Here is an 18,491-nt window from a genome sequence, read left to right as displayed (position 1 = left end):
AAGGCAGCCTGAAAAGTTTTCAGGCTGCCTTATTTTTGATTTATTTTTTACTACAAATCTTCCACGCGCATACCGCCCAATGCCCGTTGAATATTCCTATCCATGCGCCGCGCCGCAAAATCATCGGTGGCATGCGACAATTCTTGCACCAAAGCGCGAATCTGCTCCGCCGTGTGCGCCGACAAACTGGCGATTAATCGCGCAATCAAGCCATTGATTTGATTCAATTCATCGGCACTCAATAAATCGCCGTCCAAGGTCAAGGCAGCCTGAATCGCGCTGATTAAACCTTCCGCTTCCACTTTGGCTTCGGCGCGAGCGCGGGCTGCTGCATCATCTTTGGCGTTGCTCATGCTGTCGCGCAACATTTGCGTAATCGTCTCATCGTCCAAACCATAAGATGGCTTCACTTCCACTTGCGCCTGCACCCCAGTCGTTTGCTCACGCGCCGACACCGACAACAAGCCGTCCGCATCTACTTGAAACGTAACCCGAATTCGCGCCGCCCCCGCTACCATAGGCGGAATACCACGCAAAGTAAATTTCGCCAAACTGCGACAATCCGCCACCAATTCACGCTCGCCTTGCACCACATGAATGGTCATCGCCGTTTGCCCATCTTTAAACGTGGTGAATTCTTGGGCGCGCGCAGTCGGCAAAGTGCTGTTTCGTGGAATAATTTTCTCCGCCAAACCGCCGTAAGTCTCCAATCCCAAAGACAAAGGCGTAACGTCCAACAACAGCCATTCGCCATCATTTTTATTGCCCGCCAACACATTCGCCTGCATTGCCGCGCCCAGCGCAACCACTTGGTCGGGATTCAAATTATTCAAAGGCGTTTGCCCAAAAAACGCACCCACCGCCTGTTGAACGTGCAACATTCGCGTTGCGCCACCGACCATAATCACGCCCTTAATGTCCGATTTTGCCACACCAGCGTCTTTCAGTGCTTGTTTAACGGGTTCAATGGTTTTGGCAACCAAATGCTGGGTCAGCGCGTGAAATTCTGCGCGTGTAATCAAAGTGTTGATTTGTTTACCCGATGACAATTCCGCCACAATATGCGCTTCAGGCTGCCTGCTCAATTCTTCTTTGGCATGGCGCACCAAACCGAATAATAATTGTACATCGCGTTCATCAGTTAAAGAAAGCTGATTATTTTCAACAATATGGCAAAATAAACGGTGGTCAAAATCATCGCCACCCAAAGCCGAATTGCCGCCAGTCGCTTTCACTTCAAACAAACCTTTGGACAATTGCAACACGGAAACGTCAAACGTGCCGCCGCCCAAATCGTAAACCACAAACGTGCCTTCCGCCGCATTATCCAAACCGTAGGCGATGGCGGCGGCGGTCGGCTCGTTCAGCAAACGTAACACGTTCAGCCCCGCCAAACGCGCCGCGTCTTTAGTGGCTTGGCGTTGCGCGTCATCAAAATAAGCTGGCACGGTGATGACCGCACCCACCAGTTCGCCGCCCAAAGATTGCTCGGCACGTTCACGCAATTCGCGCAAAATATCGGCGGACACGTCTATCGGCGTTTTCAAACCATTTTTTGTTTGTAATTCAATAATTTGCTCGGATTTACCAAAACGGTAAGGCATATGCGCCGTATCAATTTCAGGCAGCTTGCGCCCAATCAAGCGTTTGGCGGAAGAAATGGTGTTTTGCGGGTCAAGTTTTTGTTCAGATAAGGCTTTTTTGCCGACAATTTTGTTTTCATTGCCCACATAACGCACCACAGACGGCAAAGTCATCTCGCCATTTTCGTCTGCCAAACAGCTTGCCGCGCCACTTTTCACGGTGGCAACCAGACTATTGGTCGTCCCCAAATCAATGCCCACCGCCAAACGGTGTTGGTGCGGCGCGGCGGACATATTCGGTTCGGCGATTTGTAAAAGTGCCATGATGTGTATTCCTTCATTTGTATTTTTAACGGCGCGTATTTTACATTACTTGAGTGAATTTGTCGGGTTTCAGGCAGCCTGAAAATAAAAACCCGTATTTTTCAGATGAATCAATACGGGTTTAAACCGTTTGATTACCCAAAAAATAATTGGGTAATCAAACGGTTATATTTTTCAGGCTGCCTATTTTCACAATCCAAATGATTTTGATGGTGGATTTATCCACGCCGCGCAATTCACATCACGCCAAAATCTGTGCCACCTGCGCTGCTTCGCCACAAGACAATAATTGTTCGCGTGTGGTTTTATCGGAAAACTTGCTGGCTAGGTGCGACAACAATTCCAAATGCGCCCCAGTTGCCGCTTCAGGAACGAGCAGTACGCAAACCAATGAAACAGGTTGATTGTCGGGCGCGTCAAAATCAATCGGCTCGGCGGTGCGCACAAACGCGGCAGTCATCTGCTGCACATGTGCGTGGCGACCATGTGGAATCGCCACGCCATGCCCTAAACCTGTTGAACCAAGTTTTTCACGCGCAAATAAGCATTCAAACACATCATTCGCGCTCAAATTTTCATCAGCCAACAATTTGCCCACTTCTTCAAACAGGCGTTTTTTGCTGCTGATGTCTAAATCTAAAATAATGTGCGATAAAGGTAAAATCTCGCCAATGGCATTCATAATCGTGTGCTGTGCAAATTGAATAAGCTGAAATTTTAACGCCGCTTGCTATTTATCTCAACATCTAAAACGGTTTTATTTGTTTCAGGCTGCCTGAAAAGGGCAATTTCTGACAAATTAGGTAGGGTTTTATGGAGTGTTCACTTTTGCTCAAATGGCTGGCAAGTCTTATAATATGTGTCATTTAAGTCAAATCTCAACATGTGAGAATTATTATGAATATTCAAGTCATCACACACCCATTGGTTCAACATAAATTAACATTAATGCGCGAAGCAGAATGCAGTACAGGCAAATTTCGTACTCTCACCAAAGAGTTAGCCCGACTCATGACCTATGAAGCCACTCGAGATTTCAAAATTGAAGAATATGAAATTGACGGTTGGTGCGGCAAAATTCAGGGACAACGCATTAAGGGGAAAACGGTTACCGTTGTGCCGATTTTACGCGCAGGTTTGGGGATGTTGGACGGCGTGTTGGATTTGATTCCGAGCGCGAAAATCAGCGTGGTGGGCTTGCAACGTGATGAAACGACTTTGCAACCCGTATCCTATTTTGAAAAATTAGTGGACAAAATGGATGAACGCCCTGCCCTGATTTTAGACCCGATGTTGGCAACGGGCGGCTCTATGGTGGCAACCATTGATTTGTTAAAACAAAAAGGTTGCAAAAATATCAAGGCTTTGGTTTTGGTTGCCGCGCCCGAAGGGGTGAAAGTGGTGAATGAAGCCCACCCCGATGTAACGATTTTCACGGCGGCTTTGGACAGTCATCTGAATGAAGATGGTTACATTATTCCTGGTTTGGGCGACGCGGGCGATAAGATTTTTGGCACGCGGCATGGTTAAGTGTCAGGCAGCCTGAAAACGTGTTTTGCCTACTTCATTTTTCAATACTGCCCATTATTTGTATTGAAAAAAACAATAAAAATTTGAAATATTTAGGATAAATCATGAGTTTTAAAGAAAATTTAGATACAATGCCCGATATTGCCCATTTAAGCAGCTTGGACGTGTGCGATGCAAACGGCAGCGTTATCCACAGCATTCCTGCGGTAGAAGGTAAATTAGGCAGCCTGAAAGTGTACAACGCTTTGGCGGCGAAATTTGATGGCGTGCTGAACGCCGAATCCGCCGCACAAGGCTTAACATGGTTTGCCGAACACACCGCAGACGCGCAAGCCAATGTAGGCAAACACCCCAATATTGATTTACTGTTTCAAGTGCAAAGTGAAAATTTAACTTGGCAACTTGTTCCACGCAGCAAATAATTTTTCAGGCAGCCTGAATATGAAAATTCTCTTTATTTCCGACCCACTAGAAACTTTTAAAACCTATAAAGACAGCACTTATGTGATGATGCGCGAAGCAGCACATCGTGGGATTCATTTATATCACACCTTGAGCAGCCAATTGTCCGTGCAATATTATGGGCAAGTGGTGGCATTAGCGCGCCCATTTAAATTTATTGGCGCACAACACGACCACGACCATGAATGGTTTCGTGCCACCGAAGCTGTTCAGGCTGCCTTAACGCTTTTTGACGCGGTGATTATGCGTACCGACCCGCCGTTTAATATGCAATATTTATACACCACCCAATTGCTCAGCTTGGCACAAAAACAGGGCGCGAAAGTGTTTAATAGCGGACAAGCCATGCGCGATTTTAATGAAAAACTCGCCATTTTGGGTTTCCCCAAATTTACCGCCCCCACCATCGTCAGCACCCATTCAGACGAAATTCGCGCCTTTTTGAAAACCCACCAAGACATCATTGTTAAACCGCTAGACGGCATGGGCGGCATGGGCATTTTCAGGCTGCGTGAACACGATGGCAACACCAACAGCATTTTAGAAATGCTCATGCAAAACGACACCCGCACCATTATGGCGCAGCAATATTTGTCCGAAATCGTGTTGGGCGACAAACGCATTTTGATTATCAACGGCGAAGTGTTGCCCTACGCGTTGGCGCGTATTCCACAAGACGGCGAAACGCGCGGCAATTTAGCCGCAGGCGGACGCGGTGTGGCGCAAGAATTGAGTCGCCGCGACCGCGAAATCGCAGAAACACTCGCCCCAATCTTGAAAGAACGCGGTATCTTATTGGCAGGTTTGGACGTGATTGGCGATTATTTAACCGAAATCAATGTAACCAGCCCCACAGGTTTCCAAGAAATCATGAAACAAAAACATTTTGATGTGGCGCAAATGTTTATTGACGCGGTGGAAAAAGAAAGCCAGAAATAAATTTCAGGCAGCCTTTCAGTACACAATCATTTTTACCCACACCTAAAATGTAGGGTGTGTACCACGCACCAAATCATTCAAATAACTTGAAATTTTGGTGCGTAATATGCACCCTACATAAGTTTTTTCGTGTACTAAAAGGCAGCCTGAAAGCCCTATTTCCCGTTCAGGCTGCCTGTTTTATCATTTATTTAACGAGAAAATAATGAAACAATATCAAACTCTTATCCGATATATTTTAAGTCATGGCACAGACAAATCCGACCGCACAGGCACAGGCACACGCTCCGTTTTTGGCTACCAAATGCGTTTTGATTTGGCGGACGGTTTCCCGCTTTTGACGACCAAAAAGCTGCATTTGCGCTCCATTATTCACGAACTACTCTGGTTTTTGCGCGGCGACACGAATATTCAATATTTGAAAGACAATCAAGTCTCCATTTGGGACGAGTGGGCAGATGAAAACGGCGATTTGGGGCGCGTGTATGGCGCACAATGGCGCAGTTGGCAAGCCCCCAACGGGCACAGCATAGACCAAATTAGCCAAATTATTCAACAAATTAAAACCAATCCCGACAGCCGCCGCATCATTGTTTCCGCGTGGAATCCTGCCGAAGTGGACGATATGGCGTTACCGCCCTGCCACGCGCTGTTTCAATTTTATGTGGCGGAAGGCAAATTGTCCTGCCAACTGTATCAGCGCAGCGCGGACGTGTTTTTGGGCGTGCCGTTTAATATTGCCAGCTATGCGCTGCTGACCATGATGGTGGCGCAAGTATGCGATTTGCAAGTGGGTGAATTTATTCATACTTTAGGCGACGCGCACATTTACAACAATCATTTTGAACAAGCCAAATTGCAATTAATGCGTGAACCACGCCGTTTGCCCACAATGAAAATCAATCCTGAAATCAAAGATTTATTTGCATTTACTTTTGATGATTTTGAATTATTGGATTATGACCCACACCCGCATATTAAAGCGGAAGTTTCTGTTTAATTATAGTGAATTCAATTTAAACCAGTACCGCGTTGCCAGCTCCCTTATGTACTATGTGTACACGGCGGTCGCTGTCGCCTTGTCCTGATTTAAATTGAATCCACTATAAAATATTTAGGCAGCCTGAAAATATTTTCAGGCTGCCTTTTTGTTGGCAAAAATGGCTTACACATCTTTCCCATTTTTTACAAAACGCATACAATCTCATTTTCTATTCCAAAAATCGCATTATGAATTGGCAATATATTTTTCAAGCTGCGCCGCGTTTTTTTCAGGCTGCCTTAATCACGTTGGAACTATCATTGTATGGCATTGTTTTATCGTTGATTTTGGGGATTTTCGTTGCCATTTGCACCGCATATCGTTTACCTGTTTTCAATACCATTTGTCGTGGCTATATTGAATTATCACGCAATACCCCTTTGTTGATTCAACTGTTTTTTCTGTATTACGGCTTGCCCAAAATCGGGATTAAATGGGACGGCTTCACCTGCGGCGTGATTGCGCTGGTGTTTTTGGGCGGCAGCTATATGGCGGAAGCCTTACGCGCTGGGCTATTAGCCGTGCCGCGCGGTCAAACCGAAGCCGCCAAAGCGATTGGTTTGAGCGATGTGCAAATTTTCCACTATGTGGTTTTGCCGCAAGCGTGGGCGATTTCGCTGCCTGCGATTGGCGCGAATGTCTTGTTTTTAATCAAAGAAACTTCGGTGGTCAGCGCGGTGGCGGTGGCAGAATTGATGTTTTTAACCAAAGACATCATTGGCATGGATTACAAAACCAATGAAGCATTATTTTTATTATTTATCAGTTATTTAATTATTTTGCTGCCCGTATCGTGGTGGGCGCGGCGAGCAGAACGCAAGGCAAGGAGCGCGAAATATGGCGTTTGATTGGTTGATGGAAGGGCAAAATGCACAACGCTTGGCGGCAGGTTTGTGGCTCACGGCGCAAATTTCCTTTATTTCGGTGGCGATTTCCTGTGTTACGGGGACGATTTTTGGCTTGTTAATGCGTTCTCACAATAAAATTTTGCGTTCAGGTTGCCTGTTTTATTTGGAAACGATACGGATTGTGCCGATTTTGGTGTGGCTGTTTGTGCTGTATTTTGGGCTGGCGGAATGGACGGGGCTACATTTGAGCGGTTTGTGGGTGTGCGTGTGGGTGTTTGTGCTGTGGGGTACGGCGGAGATGGGCGATTTGGTGCGTGGCGCATTAGAATCCATTGAAAAACATCAAGTTGAAGCAGGCATGGCATTGGGTTTATCGCGCCAACAAATTTTTTGGCACATTGAAGCACCGCAAGGTTTGCGTCGCGTATTACCCAGCGCGATTAATCTGTTTACCCGCATGGTCAAAACCAGCTCGCTAGCCGCATTGATTGGCGTGATTGAAGTGGTGAAAGTAGGGCAGCAAATCATTGAAAATTCATTATTAACCATGCCAAATGCGTCATTTTTTGTTTATGGTTTGATTTTTGTGTTGTATTTTCTGATTTGTTATCCCTTGTCTTTGGTGGCGATGAAATTGGAAAAGAAATGGGAAGTTTAATTTCAGGCTGCCACAATTTTTTGAAATGACCACAAACCTATCCCCTCCCCCGTCCCCAACGGGCTAGGGTGGGGGAAAATCTTGACAGCAAATAAATTTTGTTCAAAATTAAAGAACTACCCCCACCCTAACCCCCGCCAGCGTGGGAGGGAACAGGTTACAGGCAGCCTGAAAGATTTTTACCATGTACCAAAAGGCAGCCTGAAAACAAAATAATGAAAGAAAACAAATGAATAATCCACTCATCAGCATTAAAAATTTACACAAAAAATATGGCGACACGGTTGCCATTCCCAATTTAGATTTGGATTTACACAAAGGCGAAGTGGTGGTGATTTTGGGTGCTTCGGGCTGCGGCAAATCCACTTTATTGCGCTGCGTCAATGGTTTGGAAAGCATACAAGGCGGCAGCATTCACATGGACGGCGTGGGCGAATTTGGCAAAGACGTATCGTGGCAACAAGCGCGGCAAAAAGTCGGCATGGTGTTCCAAAGTTACGAATTGTTCGCGCACATGAATGTGATTGACAATATTTTGCTCGGCGCACTCAAAGCGCAAAAACGCGACCGTGCCGAAGCCGAAGCGCAAGCGGATAAATTATTGAAACGCGTGGGTTTATTTGAACGCAAAACCGCTTTTCCACGCGAATTATCGGGCGGACAAAAACAGCGCATTGCCATTGTCCGCGCCCTGTGCATGAATCCCGAAGCGATTTTATTAGACGAAATCACCGCCGCGCTTGACCCCGAAATGGTGCGCGAAGTGCTGGACGTGGTGCTGGAATTGGCTAACGAAGGCATGAGTATGCTTATCGTAACCCACGAAATGAGCTTTGCCGAAAAAGTCGCCGACCGCATTGTGTTTATGGATAAGGGCGTGATTATTGAACAAAATACGCCTGAACAATTTTTCAGGCAGCCTGAAACCGAGCGCGCACGCCAATTTTTAAATATTATGGAATATACCAAATAAGATAATCTTATTGTTTTTTTATGGTTTTATTTATCAATTCTATATTTCAGGCTGCCTGAAAGATTTTTGTAGTACTGTAAGGTTGCCTGAATATTCCCCCTACTTTTCTGGAGAAGAAAAATGCAATTAAACAAAACTTTATCCTTCGTATCGGCTGCATTATTGAGCTTGGGTTTGGCGGCGTGTGGCGACAATGCCGCGCCCGCGCAAAACACGCAAGGCAGCGCACCAGCCGCCGCCGCAGGCGAAGACACGTTGGCAAAAATCAAAGCCGCCGACAAAATCCGCATTGGCGTGTTCGGCGACAAGCCACCGTTTGGCTATGTGGACGCGAATGGCAAAAATCAAGGCTTTGACGTGGAAATCGCCAAAGAATTGGCAAATGATTTGCTCGGCAGCCCCGATAAAGTGGAATTTGTCTTAACCGAAGCCGCCAACCGTGTGGAATACGCGAAATCGGGTAAAGTGGATTTGGTATTAGCTAATTTCACGCAAACGCCTGAACGTGCAGAAGTGGTTGATTTTGCTGCGCCTTATATGCAAGTTTCGCTGGGCGTGGTGTCGCCAACCAATGCGAAAATCACCGATTTAGCGCAATTGAAAGACAAAACCTTATTGGTGAACAAAGGTACGACTGCGGACACGTATTTCACCAAAAATTACCCTGAAATCAAATTGTTGAAATTTGACCAAAACACGGAAACGTTTGACGCGCTGAAAGATGGTCGCGGTGCAGCATTGGCACACGATAATGCTTTGTTGTGGGCATGGGCAAAAGAAAATCCAAACTTTGAAGTGGCGATTGGCAAATTGGGCGAGCCTGAAAACATCGCGCCTGCGGTGAAAAAAGGCGACAAAGTGTTGCTGGATTGGGTGAATGCGGAAATGGCGAAATTGAAGCAAGATGGTCGCTTGAACGCGGCGTATGAAAAAACGCTGAAACCTGTGTATGGCGACAAAGTGAAGCCTGAAGAATTATTAGCTAAATAATTGGTTTAAATGAAAAAGGCAGCCTGAAAGGTTTTCAGGCTGCCTAAATAGTGGATTCAATAAGTGAGCTGGCAACGCGGTACTGGTTTAAATTGAATTCACTATATATTTAAAATAAACCCATCAATGTGTTAAACACCCACACCAGCACAAACCAACCAAATTTCACCAAATAATACGCCGCCACACACAACGCCAAAATCCCCACACCCGCCATCGCCGCCCGTTGATTGACTTGGCGGATTGTGTCGGGGTTGCCCGCCGCGAATTGTTCAATTAATTCAAAATTTTGCTTATTGGATTTATAGAAAAAGTCCAGCACCGTACCCAATATGGGGATAAAACCCAACACCATATCCTTTAAGCCATTGAATATAATCACCAAAGTTAAACGCTTGGAACGCAATTTCACCAAAGCAATATAAATATATACCAAATTAAAACAATGACTTAACGCACTCCCCACAAAGGGAATCAAGCCAATTACACCGTCCAAATAATATTCGTCTAAATATTTTTTGATTTGTTTGCCCAATTGAAAACTGCGGCTATTTTGCAATGCGTTTTGTTTGTCTTTTGTATTCATTATGTTATCCAAATAATCAGGCAGCCTGAAAAGGGAAATTCCATTTTTCAGGCTGCCTTGTTTACCTAAAATCAACGATTACACGCTGAACGATTTAATTGACCGTAACGCCCCACAATCCCTTGAATCGCGCTGGCTTCTTGGTCGCTCACTTGCATAAACACCACGTTCATACGCGCGGTGCTGTCGCCGTTGCCATTGTCCACTACTTGACGGCTGGCGGCGTGCGGATAGCGACCCAACAAGCCTTTAATGCGGTGGAAATCGTCTTCGGGCATGCTCACGCGAGCGGAGCATTCTTTGTATTTGGCGCGTGGTGTGCCTGTGTTTTGGTCGCCAGATGCCACCACAGGGGCGCGGCGGGGTTCTTCGCGGCGAGCTTGTTTGTCATTATTGTTGTTTTTATTGTTATTTTTATTTTCTTCGCGTTTAGGTTGTGCGGCTATGGCTTTGTTGCCCGTCGCGGCAACTGCTGGGGCGGCTGCGCCACTTGCTGCGCTGGCGGCGGCTTCAGACGCGCTTTTGGTAACCGCTTTCACCAAATCGCTGCTTTGAATGATGATGGTTGGCGGTGGCGTAACTTGTTGTACCCTAGCTTCCGCAGGCATGTGCTGTTTCAACATTTTGCTGGCAATCATGCCGCCAAACACCAGTAAATTTAAAAACACGAGTATCCAAAATAGATGTTTCATCTTCAATTATCCTTAAAATTTTTTTCAGGCAGCCTGAAAAGGGGTACTGGGCGTATGTGCATACGGCTGCTGCTCCAACCAGTTTAATAAACCAAAAATCACGAGATTATCTACAATTTTCACGCAATTGTCTAAAACAAATGTTTCGGGCAATGATTTGGCGACTTTTGCCGCACCGCCACCTGTCATAATCACGTCCACTTTGCCACCGTTTTCTCGTTCTTTTAAACGGGCATGCATAATCATGACCGAACCACACACCGCGTCCATCATGCCGCCCGCGAGCGCGTTGGCGGTGGTGGTGGGAAAGGGAAATAATTTGCCAACGGGTTGATTTAAATTGGCGGTTTTCATTGCCATCGCTTCTTTCATTAAATGAAACCCTGGCATAATCGTGCCGCCCAAATAATGATTATCCGCCGTCAGCGCGTCCACCGTAACCGCCGTGCCGCAGCTCATCACCACACACGCATTTTGCGTAAAACGGCGACTGCCCAGCGCGTTAAACCAACGGTCTGCGCCGTGTTGCTCGGGATTTTGGTAATGATTGTACACGCCCAAAGCGCGTTTCATGGAACCCAGCCATTGTATCGGCACGGGAAGCTGGGCTTCCACCATCGCCTGTTTCGCCAAACCGCACACCGCCGAACCCACCACGCGCACATTTTTATCGCCCCATCGCGCCCATTCATTTAGTAAACGCGACAAATCACGATACGGCGCGTGTGCCGAATGCACCAATTCGCCCTGCTCTACCCACGCCCATTTTAAGCGACTGTTGCCGCCGTCCAACAATAAATATCGTGTGCAGGCAGCCTGAAAATCGGGTGATAACGCAGGTTTGGGCAATTGTTCAGGGCGGCGCAAACTGGTTTCGCCGCTTACAATTTGTTCAATTTTATCATCGGTTTGTAATAATAATGCGCCATTATCGGAAATCCCAACTATCACGCCCGTTTGCACAATCTGATTGTCGCGCAAAATACACACTTCCTGTGCGTGGTCGCGGTGCAATTGCTGGTAGGCAGCCTGAAACGGCGTGAAACCATGTCGCTCAAATTCAGGTAAACTGGTGTGCAGCTCGTCCAAAATCGCGTTTAACGCGTCAGCCGCCGTAACCCTATGCGTACAGGCTGCCTGAACCGAAGTCGCCCCTTCCACCTCTTTGGGCAAAACAAAATTAATCCCTATGCCAATAATCACATGCGTTTGATTTTTTTGCCGAACCGTCTCAATCAGCACCCCACCCAATTTCTCCAGCCCAATCACCAAATCATTAGACCATTTGATTTGCGCCACACAACCCAGTTTCGCCAAACCACGCTGACACGCCACCGCCACCACCAAAGCCATTGCGCCCAACGCCGATTGTGGCTGGGTAAACGTCCAGCCCACACTAAACGTCAAGCATTCGCCCAAACGGTTATGCCAAATACGTCCTTGTCGTCCACGCGCCGCCGTTTGATGGTGCGCCACCACCACTTGCCGATGAATGGGCGAATTGGCGCGGATTTGCTGCATTAATTCATCATTGGTGGACGAGGTTTCGGGTAACACGCGCACATCAAATGTGTCATGTTCATGCTGTGGCGAGAGCAGCGCAAGCGGACGCACCAGCCGCCAAGTCCCATCTTTTTGGCGCAACAAACCGCGAATATGGGGCGGCGTGTGTTGCCAAATAGCATTGAGATTTTGCGGCTGACGCTGAACGGCGTGGGCAAGCTCCGTAATATGGTGCGCCGCGCCATCGGCTAAAATTTGAATCAGTTGATTGCTGGGCATATTATTATTTTTTATATTTTAAAATAAGGGGATATGTTTTTCAGGCTGCCTAAATATGTGGCAAATTTAATGTAGGGTGCGTATTACGCACCGAAATGTCAATTATTTAAATGATTTGGTGCATGGTACGCACCCTACATTTTGGGTGTTGGTAAAAATTGTCGTGTACTGAAAGGCAGCCTGAACACCAAAACAGCAATTTTACAACAAAACTAAATCCCTGCCCCAATATACAACGAGCCATCGTCCACAAAATTCTGATTCATCTCATCAGCAGGTTTACAAGACGACACGCCGCCCACCGCTTTCGCAGGTACACCCACCACCGTTGTGTGCGGCTCAACGTGGCGCACCACCACGCTGCCTGCGCCCACTTTCGCGCATTCGCCCACCCGAATATTGCCCAAAATAGACGCATTCGCCCCAATCATCACCCCATCGCCAATTTTCGGGTGGCGGTCGCCACTTTCCTTGCCCGAGCCGCCCAGCGTAACCCCATGCAAAATAGAAATATCATTGCCCAACACCGCCGTTTCGCCCACCACCACCCCCGTGCCGTGGTCAATCATAATCCCATGCCCAAACCGCGCCGCAGGGTGAATGTCCACCCCAAACACTTCCGAAACCCGATTTTGTAAGAAATACGCCACCGTTTTGCGCCCATGATTCCACAGCCAATGATTAATCCGATGCGCCTGAATCGCATGAAAACCCTTAAAATACAACAAAGGCAAACAATACAAATCACACGCAGGGTCGCGTTGATAATACGCACAAATATCCGCTTCCACCGCCGCCACAATTTGCTCATCGTCCGTTAAGGCTTCCAAAAACAACTCATTCAGGCTGCGTGCGTCCATCACACTATTGGACAATTTGCTGGATAAATGAAACGCCAACACACTTGCCAATGATTTGTGCCGCAACACCGTTAAATGCAAGAAACTAGCCAAAGTTGGTTCTTCACTAGCAGATTGTGCTGCTTCCACACGAATTTGTTGCCATAAATTCAAATCCATCTTATTTCACCACTTTACTTTTCACAATCAATTTCAGTACACGACAAAAATAACTGTAGGGTGCGCCATGCGCACCAAATTACTGAATAATTTAAATATTGTGGTGGGTTTTGGTGCGAACGGCACACCCTACAGTTATTTTTGTCGTGTACTGAAACAATCAATAAAATAAAACCGTTTATACACGATTTGACACAGGTTTACAAACTGCGGTAATCTTCACTTTAGCCACAAAAAGTTGAGCTGTTGCACCATAACTTTTTGATTTTATCAACATTATTGACACCTTATACTTAAATTTTATATGTATTATTTTTTTAGATTCTTACGAAAAAACAAAAAAGAAATGCTGTGGGCATTTTCTACTATCCCATTAATTTTCAATTATTTTTTCTGGGTACACGGCTCATCTACAAGCTATGTGATGTCTTTAGATTTTGAGCGCGTGTTTTGGGTGCTTTCGCCATTGGTTAGCTTATTTGCGTTTACCCAAGTGGATTCAGGCAGCTATTTACCCTCGTTTCACAAAATGGGTTTGCCATGGCAATTGTCGTATTTTGTGGAAAAATTGCTGCATTTAATCTGTTGTTTTATCAGCATTAGCAGTTTTTTGTGTTTGCTGACAGTGTTTTTAATTCGCGGCGCACCCAATCAATATGTGGAAACGCGTGTCGCCCAATTAGACGAATTCCGCTTCATCACCTACCATTATTATTGGCAAGTGAAAAGCCCAAACGAACAATTGCTTATGCGTCATTTTAAAATCGGCAGACGCGATTATCGCTGGCTGGACGACCATCGCCACGACCCAATTCGCATTCGCCTGAAACAAAATATCGCAGGCTCAAGCGTTACCGTGATTAAAAAATAAGGCTTCAGGCTGCCTGAAACAAATTTTTTGTATTTTTATACTTGAAATTTGTTTCAGGCAGCCTTATTTTGTGGTTTGTAACAAACTTTTCCTTTTTTTAACACATCAATTTTTCGGAGAATAAAATATGAATATCCGTCCTTTACACGACCGTGTTGTCATCAAACGCTTGGAAGCGGAAGAAAAAACCAGCTCTGGCATCATTTTAGCCCCCAGCGCAACCGAAAAACCCGATATGGGCGAAGTGATTGCAATTGGCGAAGGCAAAATTGGTCGCGATGGCAACCGCCGTCCATTAGACGTGAAAGTAGGCGACAAAGTGATTTTCGGCAAATATTCAGGTCAAACCGTAAAAGTGGACGGCGAAGAATTGCTGGTCATGAAAGAAGAAGACATTTTTGGCGTGATTGCTTGATGTTTCCGTAGGGTGCAACTTATTCACCTTAACATCTTGCATCCGCTAGGACTTTCAGGCAGCCTGAAACAATGTTAGGGTGCGTATCACGCACCAAAATTTCCCATTTTTTGACAATTCGGTGCGTGATACGCACCCTACAAATTGATTAAATACAACAAATTTTTGGAGCATATTAAATGGCAGCAAAAGACGTACAATTCGGCACAGACGTTCGTGCCAAAATGGTCAATGGCGTAAACGTATTGGCAAATGCCGTGCGCGTAACTTTGGGCCCGAAAGGTCGCAATGTGGTGCTTGACCGTTCATTCGGCGGCCCCCACATCACCAAAGACGGCGTGTCTGTGGCAAAAGAAATTGAATTGAAAGACAAATTTGAAAACATGGGCGCACAAATGGTCAAAGAAGTTGCGTCCAAAACCAACGATGTGGCAGGCGATGGCACCACCACCGCCACCGTATTGGCACAAGCCATTGTTGCCGAAGGCATGAAATACGTTACCGCAGGCATGAACCCCACCGACTTGAAACGCGGCATTGACAAAGCCGTAGCCGCCTTGGTGGACGAATTGGCAAACATCGCCAAACCTTGCGAAACCTACGAACAAATCGCCCAAGTTGGCTCAATTTCCGCCAATTCTGACGAACAAGTCGGCAAAATCATCGCAGACGCAATGCAAGAAGTGGGCAAAGAAGGCGTGATTACCGTAGAAGACGGCAAATCATTGGAAAATGAGTTGGAAGTGGTTAAAGGTATGCAGTTTGACCGTGGCTACTTGTCGCCTTATTTCGTGAACGATGTGGAAAAACAAATCGCAGGTTTGGACAATCCTTTCGTGTTGTTGTTTGACAAAAAAATCAGCAATATCCGCGATTTGTTGCCCGTATTGGAGCAAGTTGCCAAAACTTCACGCCCCTTGTTGATTATCGCAGAAGACGTGGAAGGCGAAGCTTTGGCGACTTTGGTGGTAAACAGCATTCGCGGCATTTTGAAAACCGTTGCCGTAAAAGCCCCTGGTTTTGGCGACCGCCGCAAAGCCATGTTGCAAGACATCGCCATTTTGACTGGCGCAACCGTGATTGCCGAAGAAGTGGGCTTGACTTTGGAAGCCGCCACTTTGGAACACTTGGGTCAAGCCAAACGCATTGAAATTTCAAAAGAAAACACCACCATCATTGACGGTTTTGGCGACAAAGCCCATGTTGATGCGCGTGTTGCCGAAATCCGCCAACAAATTGAAGTGGCTACCAGCGACTACGACAAAGAAAAATTGCAAGAGCGCGTAGCCAAATTGGCTGGTGGCGTGGCTGTGATTAAAGTGGGCGCGGCAACCGAAGTGGAAATGAAAGAGAAAAAAGACCGCGTTGATGACGCTTTGCACGCGACCCGTGCGGCTGTGGAAGAAGGCGTGGTAGCAGGCGGTGGCGTGGCATTGTTGCGCGCACGTGCGGCTTTGACCAAAGTGCATGCCGACAATGCCGACCAAGAAGCTGGCGTGAAAATCGTGTTGCGTGCGGTGGAATCGCCATTGCGTCAAATCGTTGCCAATGCGGGCGGCGAAGCCTCTGTGGTGGTAAACAAAGTGTTGGAAGGCGAAGGCAACTTCGGCTACAACGCAGGCAACGACACTTATGGCGACATGATTGCGATGGGCGTGCTTGACCCTGCAAAAGTAACGCGCTCTGCTTTGCAACACGCTGCGTCCATCGCTGGCTTGATGCTGACCACCGAGTGCATGATTGCCGACATTCCCGAAGACAAACCTGCTGCACCTGATATGGGTGGCATGGGCGGTATGGGTGGCATGGGCGGTTTCTAATCCCTGCATTCCATTGATTTAAAATGATATTCAGGCAGCCTGAAAACTGGGAAACTGGTTTTCAGGCTGCCTGAATATATTTTGATGGTGCATAGCTTGGGTTATTTTTTCAGGCAGCCTGAACGCGCTCGCCCAATAATTCGCCCATTTTAGTCGCCACACCAGCGTGTAATTGACTATTTAGCAACACTTTTTCGGCAGGAAATAAATTAATCACCGTTGAACCCAAACGGAATGCGCCCATCTCCGCGCCCTTGTCCAAACGCACCACGCCCACGCCTTCGGCTGGATAATCCCACACTTTAACCGCTTGATTACGCGGCGGATTGACTACACCATGCCACACCGTACTCATGCTCGCGGTAACGGTTGCGCCCACCAAAATTTGTACCATCGTGCCAAATTCGGTGTCAAACACGCAAATCACGCGCTCGTTTCGCGCAAACAAATTGGGAATGTGTTGCGCCAAAAATGGGTTCACCGAAAACAATTCGCCCGACACATAAATCATTTTACGCAACACGCCAGCGCAAGGCATATGCACGCGATGATAGTCTCGCGGCGACAAATAAGTTGTAATAAATGAACCATTTGTGAATTTTTGCACCAATTCGCTATCGCCAGCCAACAAGTCTGACAAAGTGAAAAAATGCCCTTTGGCTTGCAACAATAAATCATCTTTGATGTTGCCACATTCGCTCACGCGCCCATCGGCTGGCAGGGCTAATTGGTGGCTGCCTGAAACAATGGGGCGCACGCCATCTTTTAATTCGCGGGTGAAAAATTCGTTAAATGTTTTGAAATCCGTTGCTTGGGATTTTTTGGCTTCGTCCCAGTTGATTTTGTAGGCGCGGGCAAATTGTTTGATGACAAAATGGGTGGTGCCGCCCCACTCTTTTTCGGCAAACCAGCCAGCCAAGCGCGTTACCGCCAATTGGGGCAGCAAATAGTGGAACGCAATTTTTGCGCGTTGGCAACAAGTGGGTTTGGGGTAAGGTGTTAAATTCATAGCAAAACTCGTTTTTTTATCCAATCAAAAATCTTCAGGCTGCCTGTCAAAATAAGATTTCAGGCAGCCTGAAGATTGATAAATTAAAATCGCAATACAGTTTTCAAATAACCAATTGAAGAAGCAGGCAATTTCACCGCCAACAATTCATCTGCCAACGCCAAATAGGCTTGTGCGCCTTTGGATTTGGGGTCGTAGGCTAATGCGGGCATGCCATGACTGGGGGCTTCCGCCAGTCGTACATTGCGCGGAATGGTGGTGGCGAACACGCGTTGCCCAAAATAATTTTTCAATTGTGAGCTGACTTCTTTGGACAAATTGTTTTGTGTGGTAAACATAGTAAACACCACGCCTGTGATGTCCAGAGTCGGATTGATGGTTTGGCGCACTTTTTTGATGGTGGCGAGCAAATCGGAAATGCCTTCCAGCGCGTAATATTCGCAAACCATGGGAATCAAAACGCTATCCGCCGCCGCCAAACCGTTTAACATCAACAATGACAAGGTAGGCGGACAATCAATCAGGATAAAATCGTATTCATCGCGCACTTGGACAATCGCATCGCGCAAACACATTTCACGTGCGGGACGCTGCATCAGGGCAATTTCCACGCCTGTTAAATCGCGGTTGGCGGCAATCACATCAAATTGTCCAGATTCGCTGGGAATAATGGCTTGTTTCATGCTCGCTTCGCCGAGCAAAATATGATAAGTACCGAATTGGAAAGTATTTTTATCCACGCCCGCGCCCATAGTTGCATTGCCTTGTGGGTCAATATCTATCAGCAAAACTTTGCGGTTGCGGTGCGCCAAACTGGCGGCGAGATTGACGGCGGTGGTGGTTTTGCCCACACCGCCTTTTTGATTGCAAATCGTAATAACTTTATGTTTTTGGCTCATTATTTGACCTTAATGGTTTTATTTTTCGTGAATTCAGGCTGCCTGAAAT

Annotated in this window: 19 protein-coding genes; 11 read left to right on the top strand and 8 right to left on the bottom strand. The window is 46.7% G+C overall.

Translation table 11 applies throughout. From position 1 onward, the window contains the following. Nucleotides 1-50: 50 nt before the first annotated feature. Both hscA and ptsN read right to left on the bottom strand, forming a co-directional pair. Nucleotides 51-1,907 (bottom strand): Fe-S protein assembly chaperone HscA, encoded by a 1,857-nt coding sequence (gene hscA, locus Q338_RS12700; RefSeq protein ID WP_034296214.1) that lies wholly within the window; start codon nucleotides 1,905-1,907, stop codon nucleotides 51-53. Between the two features lie 241 nt (nucleotides 1,908-2,148). Beyond that, nucleotides 2,149-2,589: a PTS IIA-like nitrogen regulatory protein PtsN gene (gene ptsN, locus Q338_RS12695; RefSeq protein ID WP_034296211.1), complete on the bottom strand. Its 441-nt coding sequence runs from the start codon at nucleotides 2,587-2,589 to the stop codon at nucleotides 2,149-2,151. Nucleotides 2,590-2,804: 215 nt separating this feature from the next. Here ptsN and upp point away from each other — a divergent pair, with 215 nt between their 5' ends. The 8 genes from upp (at nucleotide 2,805) to Q338_RS12655 (ending at nucleotide 9,349) form a co-directional block, all read left to right on the top strand. Then, nucleotides 2,805-3,437 (top strand): uracil phosphoribosyltransferase, encoded by a 633-nt coding sequence (gene upp / locus Q338_RS12690; protein ID WP_034296209.1) that lies wholly within the window; start codon nucleotides 2,805-2,807, stop codon nucleotides 3,435-3,437. Nucleotides 3,438-3,541: 104 nt separating this feature from the next. Beyond that, nucleotides 3,542-3,859, top strand: a complete 318-nt coding sequence (locus tag Q338_RS12685) for a DUF2322 family protein (protein WP_034296206.1) — start codon at nucleotides 3,542-3,544, stop codon at nucleotides 3,857-3,859. A gap of 19 nt (nucleotides 3,860-3,878) precedes the next feature. After that, nucleotides 3,879-4,838 (top strand): glutathione synthase, encoded by a 960-nt coding sequence (gene gshB / locus Q338_RS12680; protein ID WP_034296203.1) that lies wholly within the window; start codon nucleotides 3,879-3,881, stop codon nucleotides 4,836-4,838. A gap of 205 nt (nucleotides 4,839-5,043) precedes the next feature. Beyond that, a complete protein-coding gene (locus tag Q338_RS12675) occupies nucleotides 5,044-5,838 on the top strand; it encodes a thymidylate synthase (RefSeq protein ID WP_034296201.1) in 795 nt (264 codons plus the stop codon). A 230-nt stretch (nucleotides 5,839-6,068) separates the two neighbouring features. Next, on the top strand, nucleotides 6,069-6,728 hold the full coding sequence (locus Q338_RS12670; protein WP_034296198.1) for an amino acid ABC transporter permease: 660 nt from the start codon (nucleotides 6,069-6,071) through the stop codon (nucleotides 6,726-6,728). Then, nucleotides 6,718-7,386 carry an amino acid ABC transporter permease gene (locus tag Q338_RS12665; RefSeq protein WP_034296195.1) on the top strand — a complete coding sequence of 223 codons (669 nt, stop codon included), beginning with the start codon at nucleotides 6,718-6,720 and terminating at the stop codon, nucleotides 7,384-7,386. The genes Q338_RS12670 and Q338_RS12665 overlap by 11 nt, the downstream gene beginning before the upstream one ends. 229 nt (nucleotides 7,387-7,615) lie before the next feature. Further along, a complete protein-coding gene (locus Q338_RS12660) occupies nucleotides 7,616-8,359 on the top strand; it encodes an amino acid ABC transporter ATP-binding protein (RefSeq protein ID WP_034296193.1) in 744 nt (247 codons plus the stop codon). Between the two features lie 120 nt (nucleotides 8,360-8,479). Next, the gene (locus Q338_RS12655; protein WP_034296191.1) at nucleotides 8,480-9,349 is read left to right on the top strand and encodes a cysteine ABC transporter substrate-binding protein; all 870 of its coding nucleotides are present in this window, start codon (nucleotides 8,480-8,482) and stop codon (nucleotides 9,347-9,349) included. Between the two features lie 109 nt (nucleotides 9,350-9,458). On the opposite strand, the gene Q338_RS12650 is transcribed toward Q338_RS12655, so the two are convergent. From Q338_RS12650 to cysE, 4 genes are all read right to left on the bottom strand, one after another. Then, nucleotides 9,459-9,935, bottom strand: coding sequence for a DUF4112 domain-containing protein (locus Q338_RS12650; protein ID WP_034296189.1), 477 nt, complete (start codon nucleotides 9,933-9,935; stop codon nucleotides 9,459-9,461). Nucleotides 9,936-10,006: 71 nt separating this feature from the next. Next, nucleotides 10,007-10,627: a hypothetical protein gene (locus Q338_RS12645; protein WP_034296186.1), complete on the bottom strand. Its 621-nt coding sequence runs from the start codon at nucleotides 10,625-10,627 to the stop codon at nucleotides 10,007-10,009. Between the two features lie 24 nt (nucleotides 10,628-10,651). Next, nucleotides 10,652-12,409, bottom strand: a complete 1,758-nt coding sequence (locus Q338_RS12640; protein ID WP_034296183.1) for a biotin--[acetyl-CoA-carboxylase] ligase — start codon at nucleotides 12,407-12,409, stop codon at nucleotides 10,652-10,654. A 212-nt stretch (nucleotides 12,410-12,621) separates the two neighbouring features. After that, on the bottom strand, nucleotides 12,622-13,428 hold the full coding sequence (gene cysE, locus Q338_RS12635; RefSeq protein WP_034296181.1) for a serine O-acetyltransferase: 807 nt from the start codon (nucleotides 13,426-13,428) through the stop codon (nucleotides 12,622-12,624). A gap of 346 nt (nucleotides 13,429-13,774) precedes the next feature. Here cysE and Q338_RS12630 point away from each other — a divergent pair, with 346 nt between their 5' ends. The 3 genes from Q338_RS12630 (at nucleotide 13,775) to groL (ending at nucleotide 16,534) form a co-directional block, all read left to right on the top strand. Further along, nucleotides 13,775-14,299: a hypothetical protein gene (locus Q338_RS12630; RefSeq protein WP_147293702.1), complete on the top strand. Its 525-nt coding sequence runs from the start codon at nucleotides 13,775-13,777 to the stop codon at nucleotides 14,297-14,299. A 127-nt stretch (nucleotides 14,300-14,426) separates the two neighbouring features. Beyond that, on the top strand, nucleotides 14,427-14,714 hold the full coding sequence (locus tag Q338_RS12625; RefSeq protein ID WP_034296176.1) for a co-chaperone GroES: 288 nt from the start codon (nucleotides 14,427-14,429) through the stop codon (nucleotides 14,712-14,714). A 179-nt stretch (nucleotides 14,715-14,893) separates the two neighbouring features. After that, nucleotides 14,894-16,534 carry a chaperonin GroEL gene (gene groL / locus Q338_RS12620; RefSeq protein ID WP_034296174.1) on the top strand — a complete coding sequence of 547 codons (1,641 nt, stop codon included), beginning with the start codon at nucleotides 14,894-14,896 and terminating at the stop codon, nucleotides 16,532-16,534. 109 nt (nucleotides 16,535-16,643) lie between these two features. Here groL and asd read toward each other — a convergent pair whose 3' ends face one another. Both asd and Q338_RS12610 read right to left on the bottom strand, forming a co-directional pair. After that, nucleotides 16,644-17,543: an archaetidylserine decarboxylase gene (gene asd, locus Q338_RS12615; protein WP_034296173.1), complete on the bottom strand. Its 900-nt coding sequence runs from the start codon at nucleotides 17,541-17,543 to the stop codon at nucleotides 16,644-16,646. Nucleotides 17,544-17,626: 83 nt separating this feature from the next. Then, nucleotides 17,627-18,442, bottom strand: a complete 816-nt coding sequence (locus tag Q338_RS12610) for a ParA family protein (RefSeq protein WP_034296172.1) — start codon at nucleotides 18,440-18,442, stop codon at nucleotides 17,627-17,629. Nucleotides 18,443-18,491: the final 49 nt, after the last annotated feature.

The organism is Alysiella crassa DSM 2578, from assembly GCF_000745955.1.
Lineage (GTDB): Bacteria > Pseudomonadota > Gammaproteobacteria > Burkholderiales > Neisseriaceae > Simonsiella > Simonsiella crassa.
This window is presented reverse-complemented; position numbering and strand designations above follow the sequence as displayed.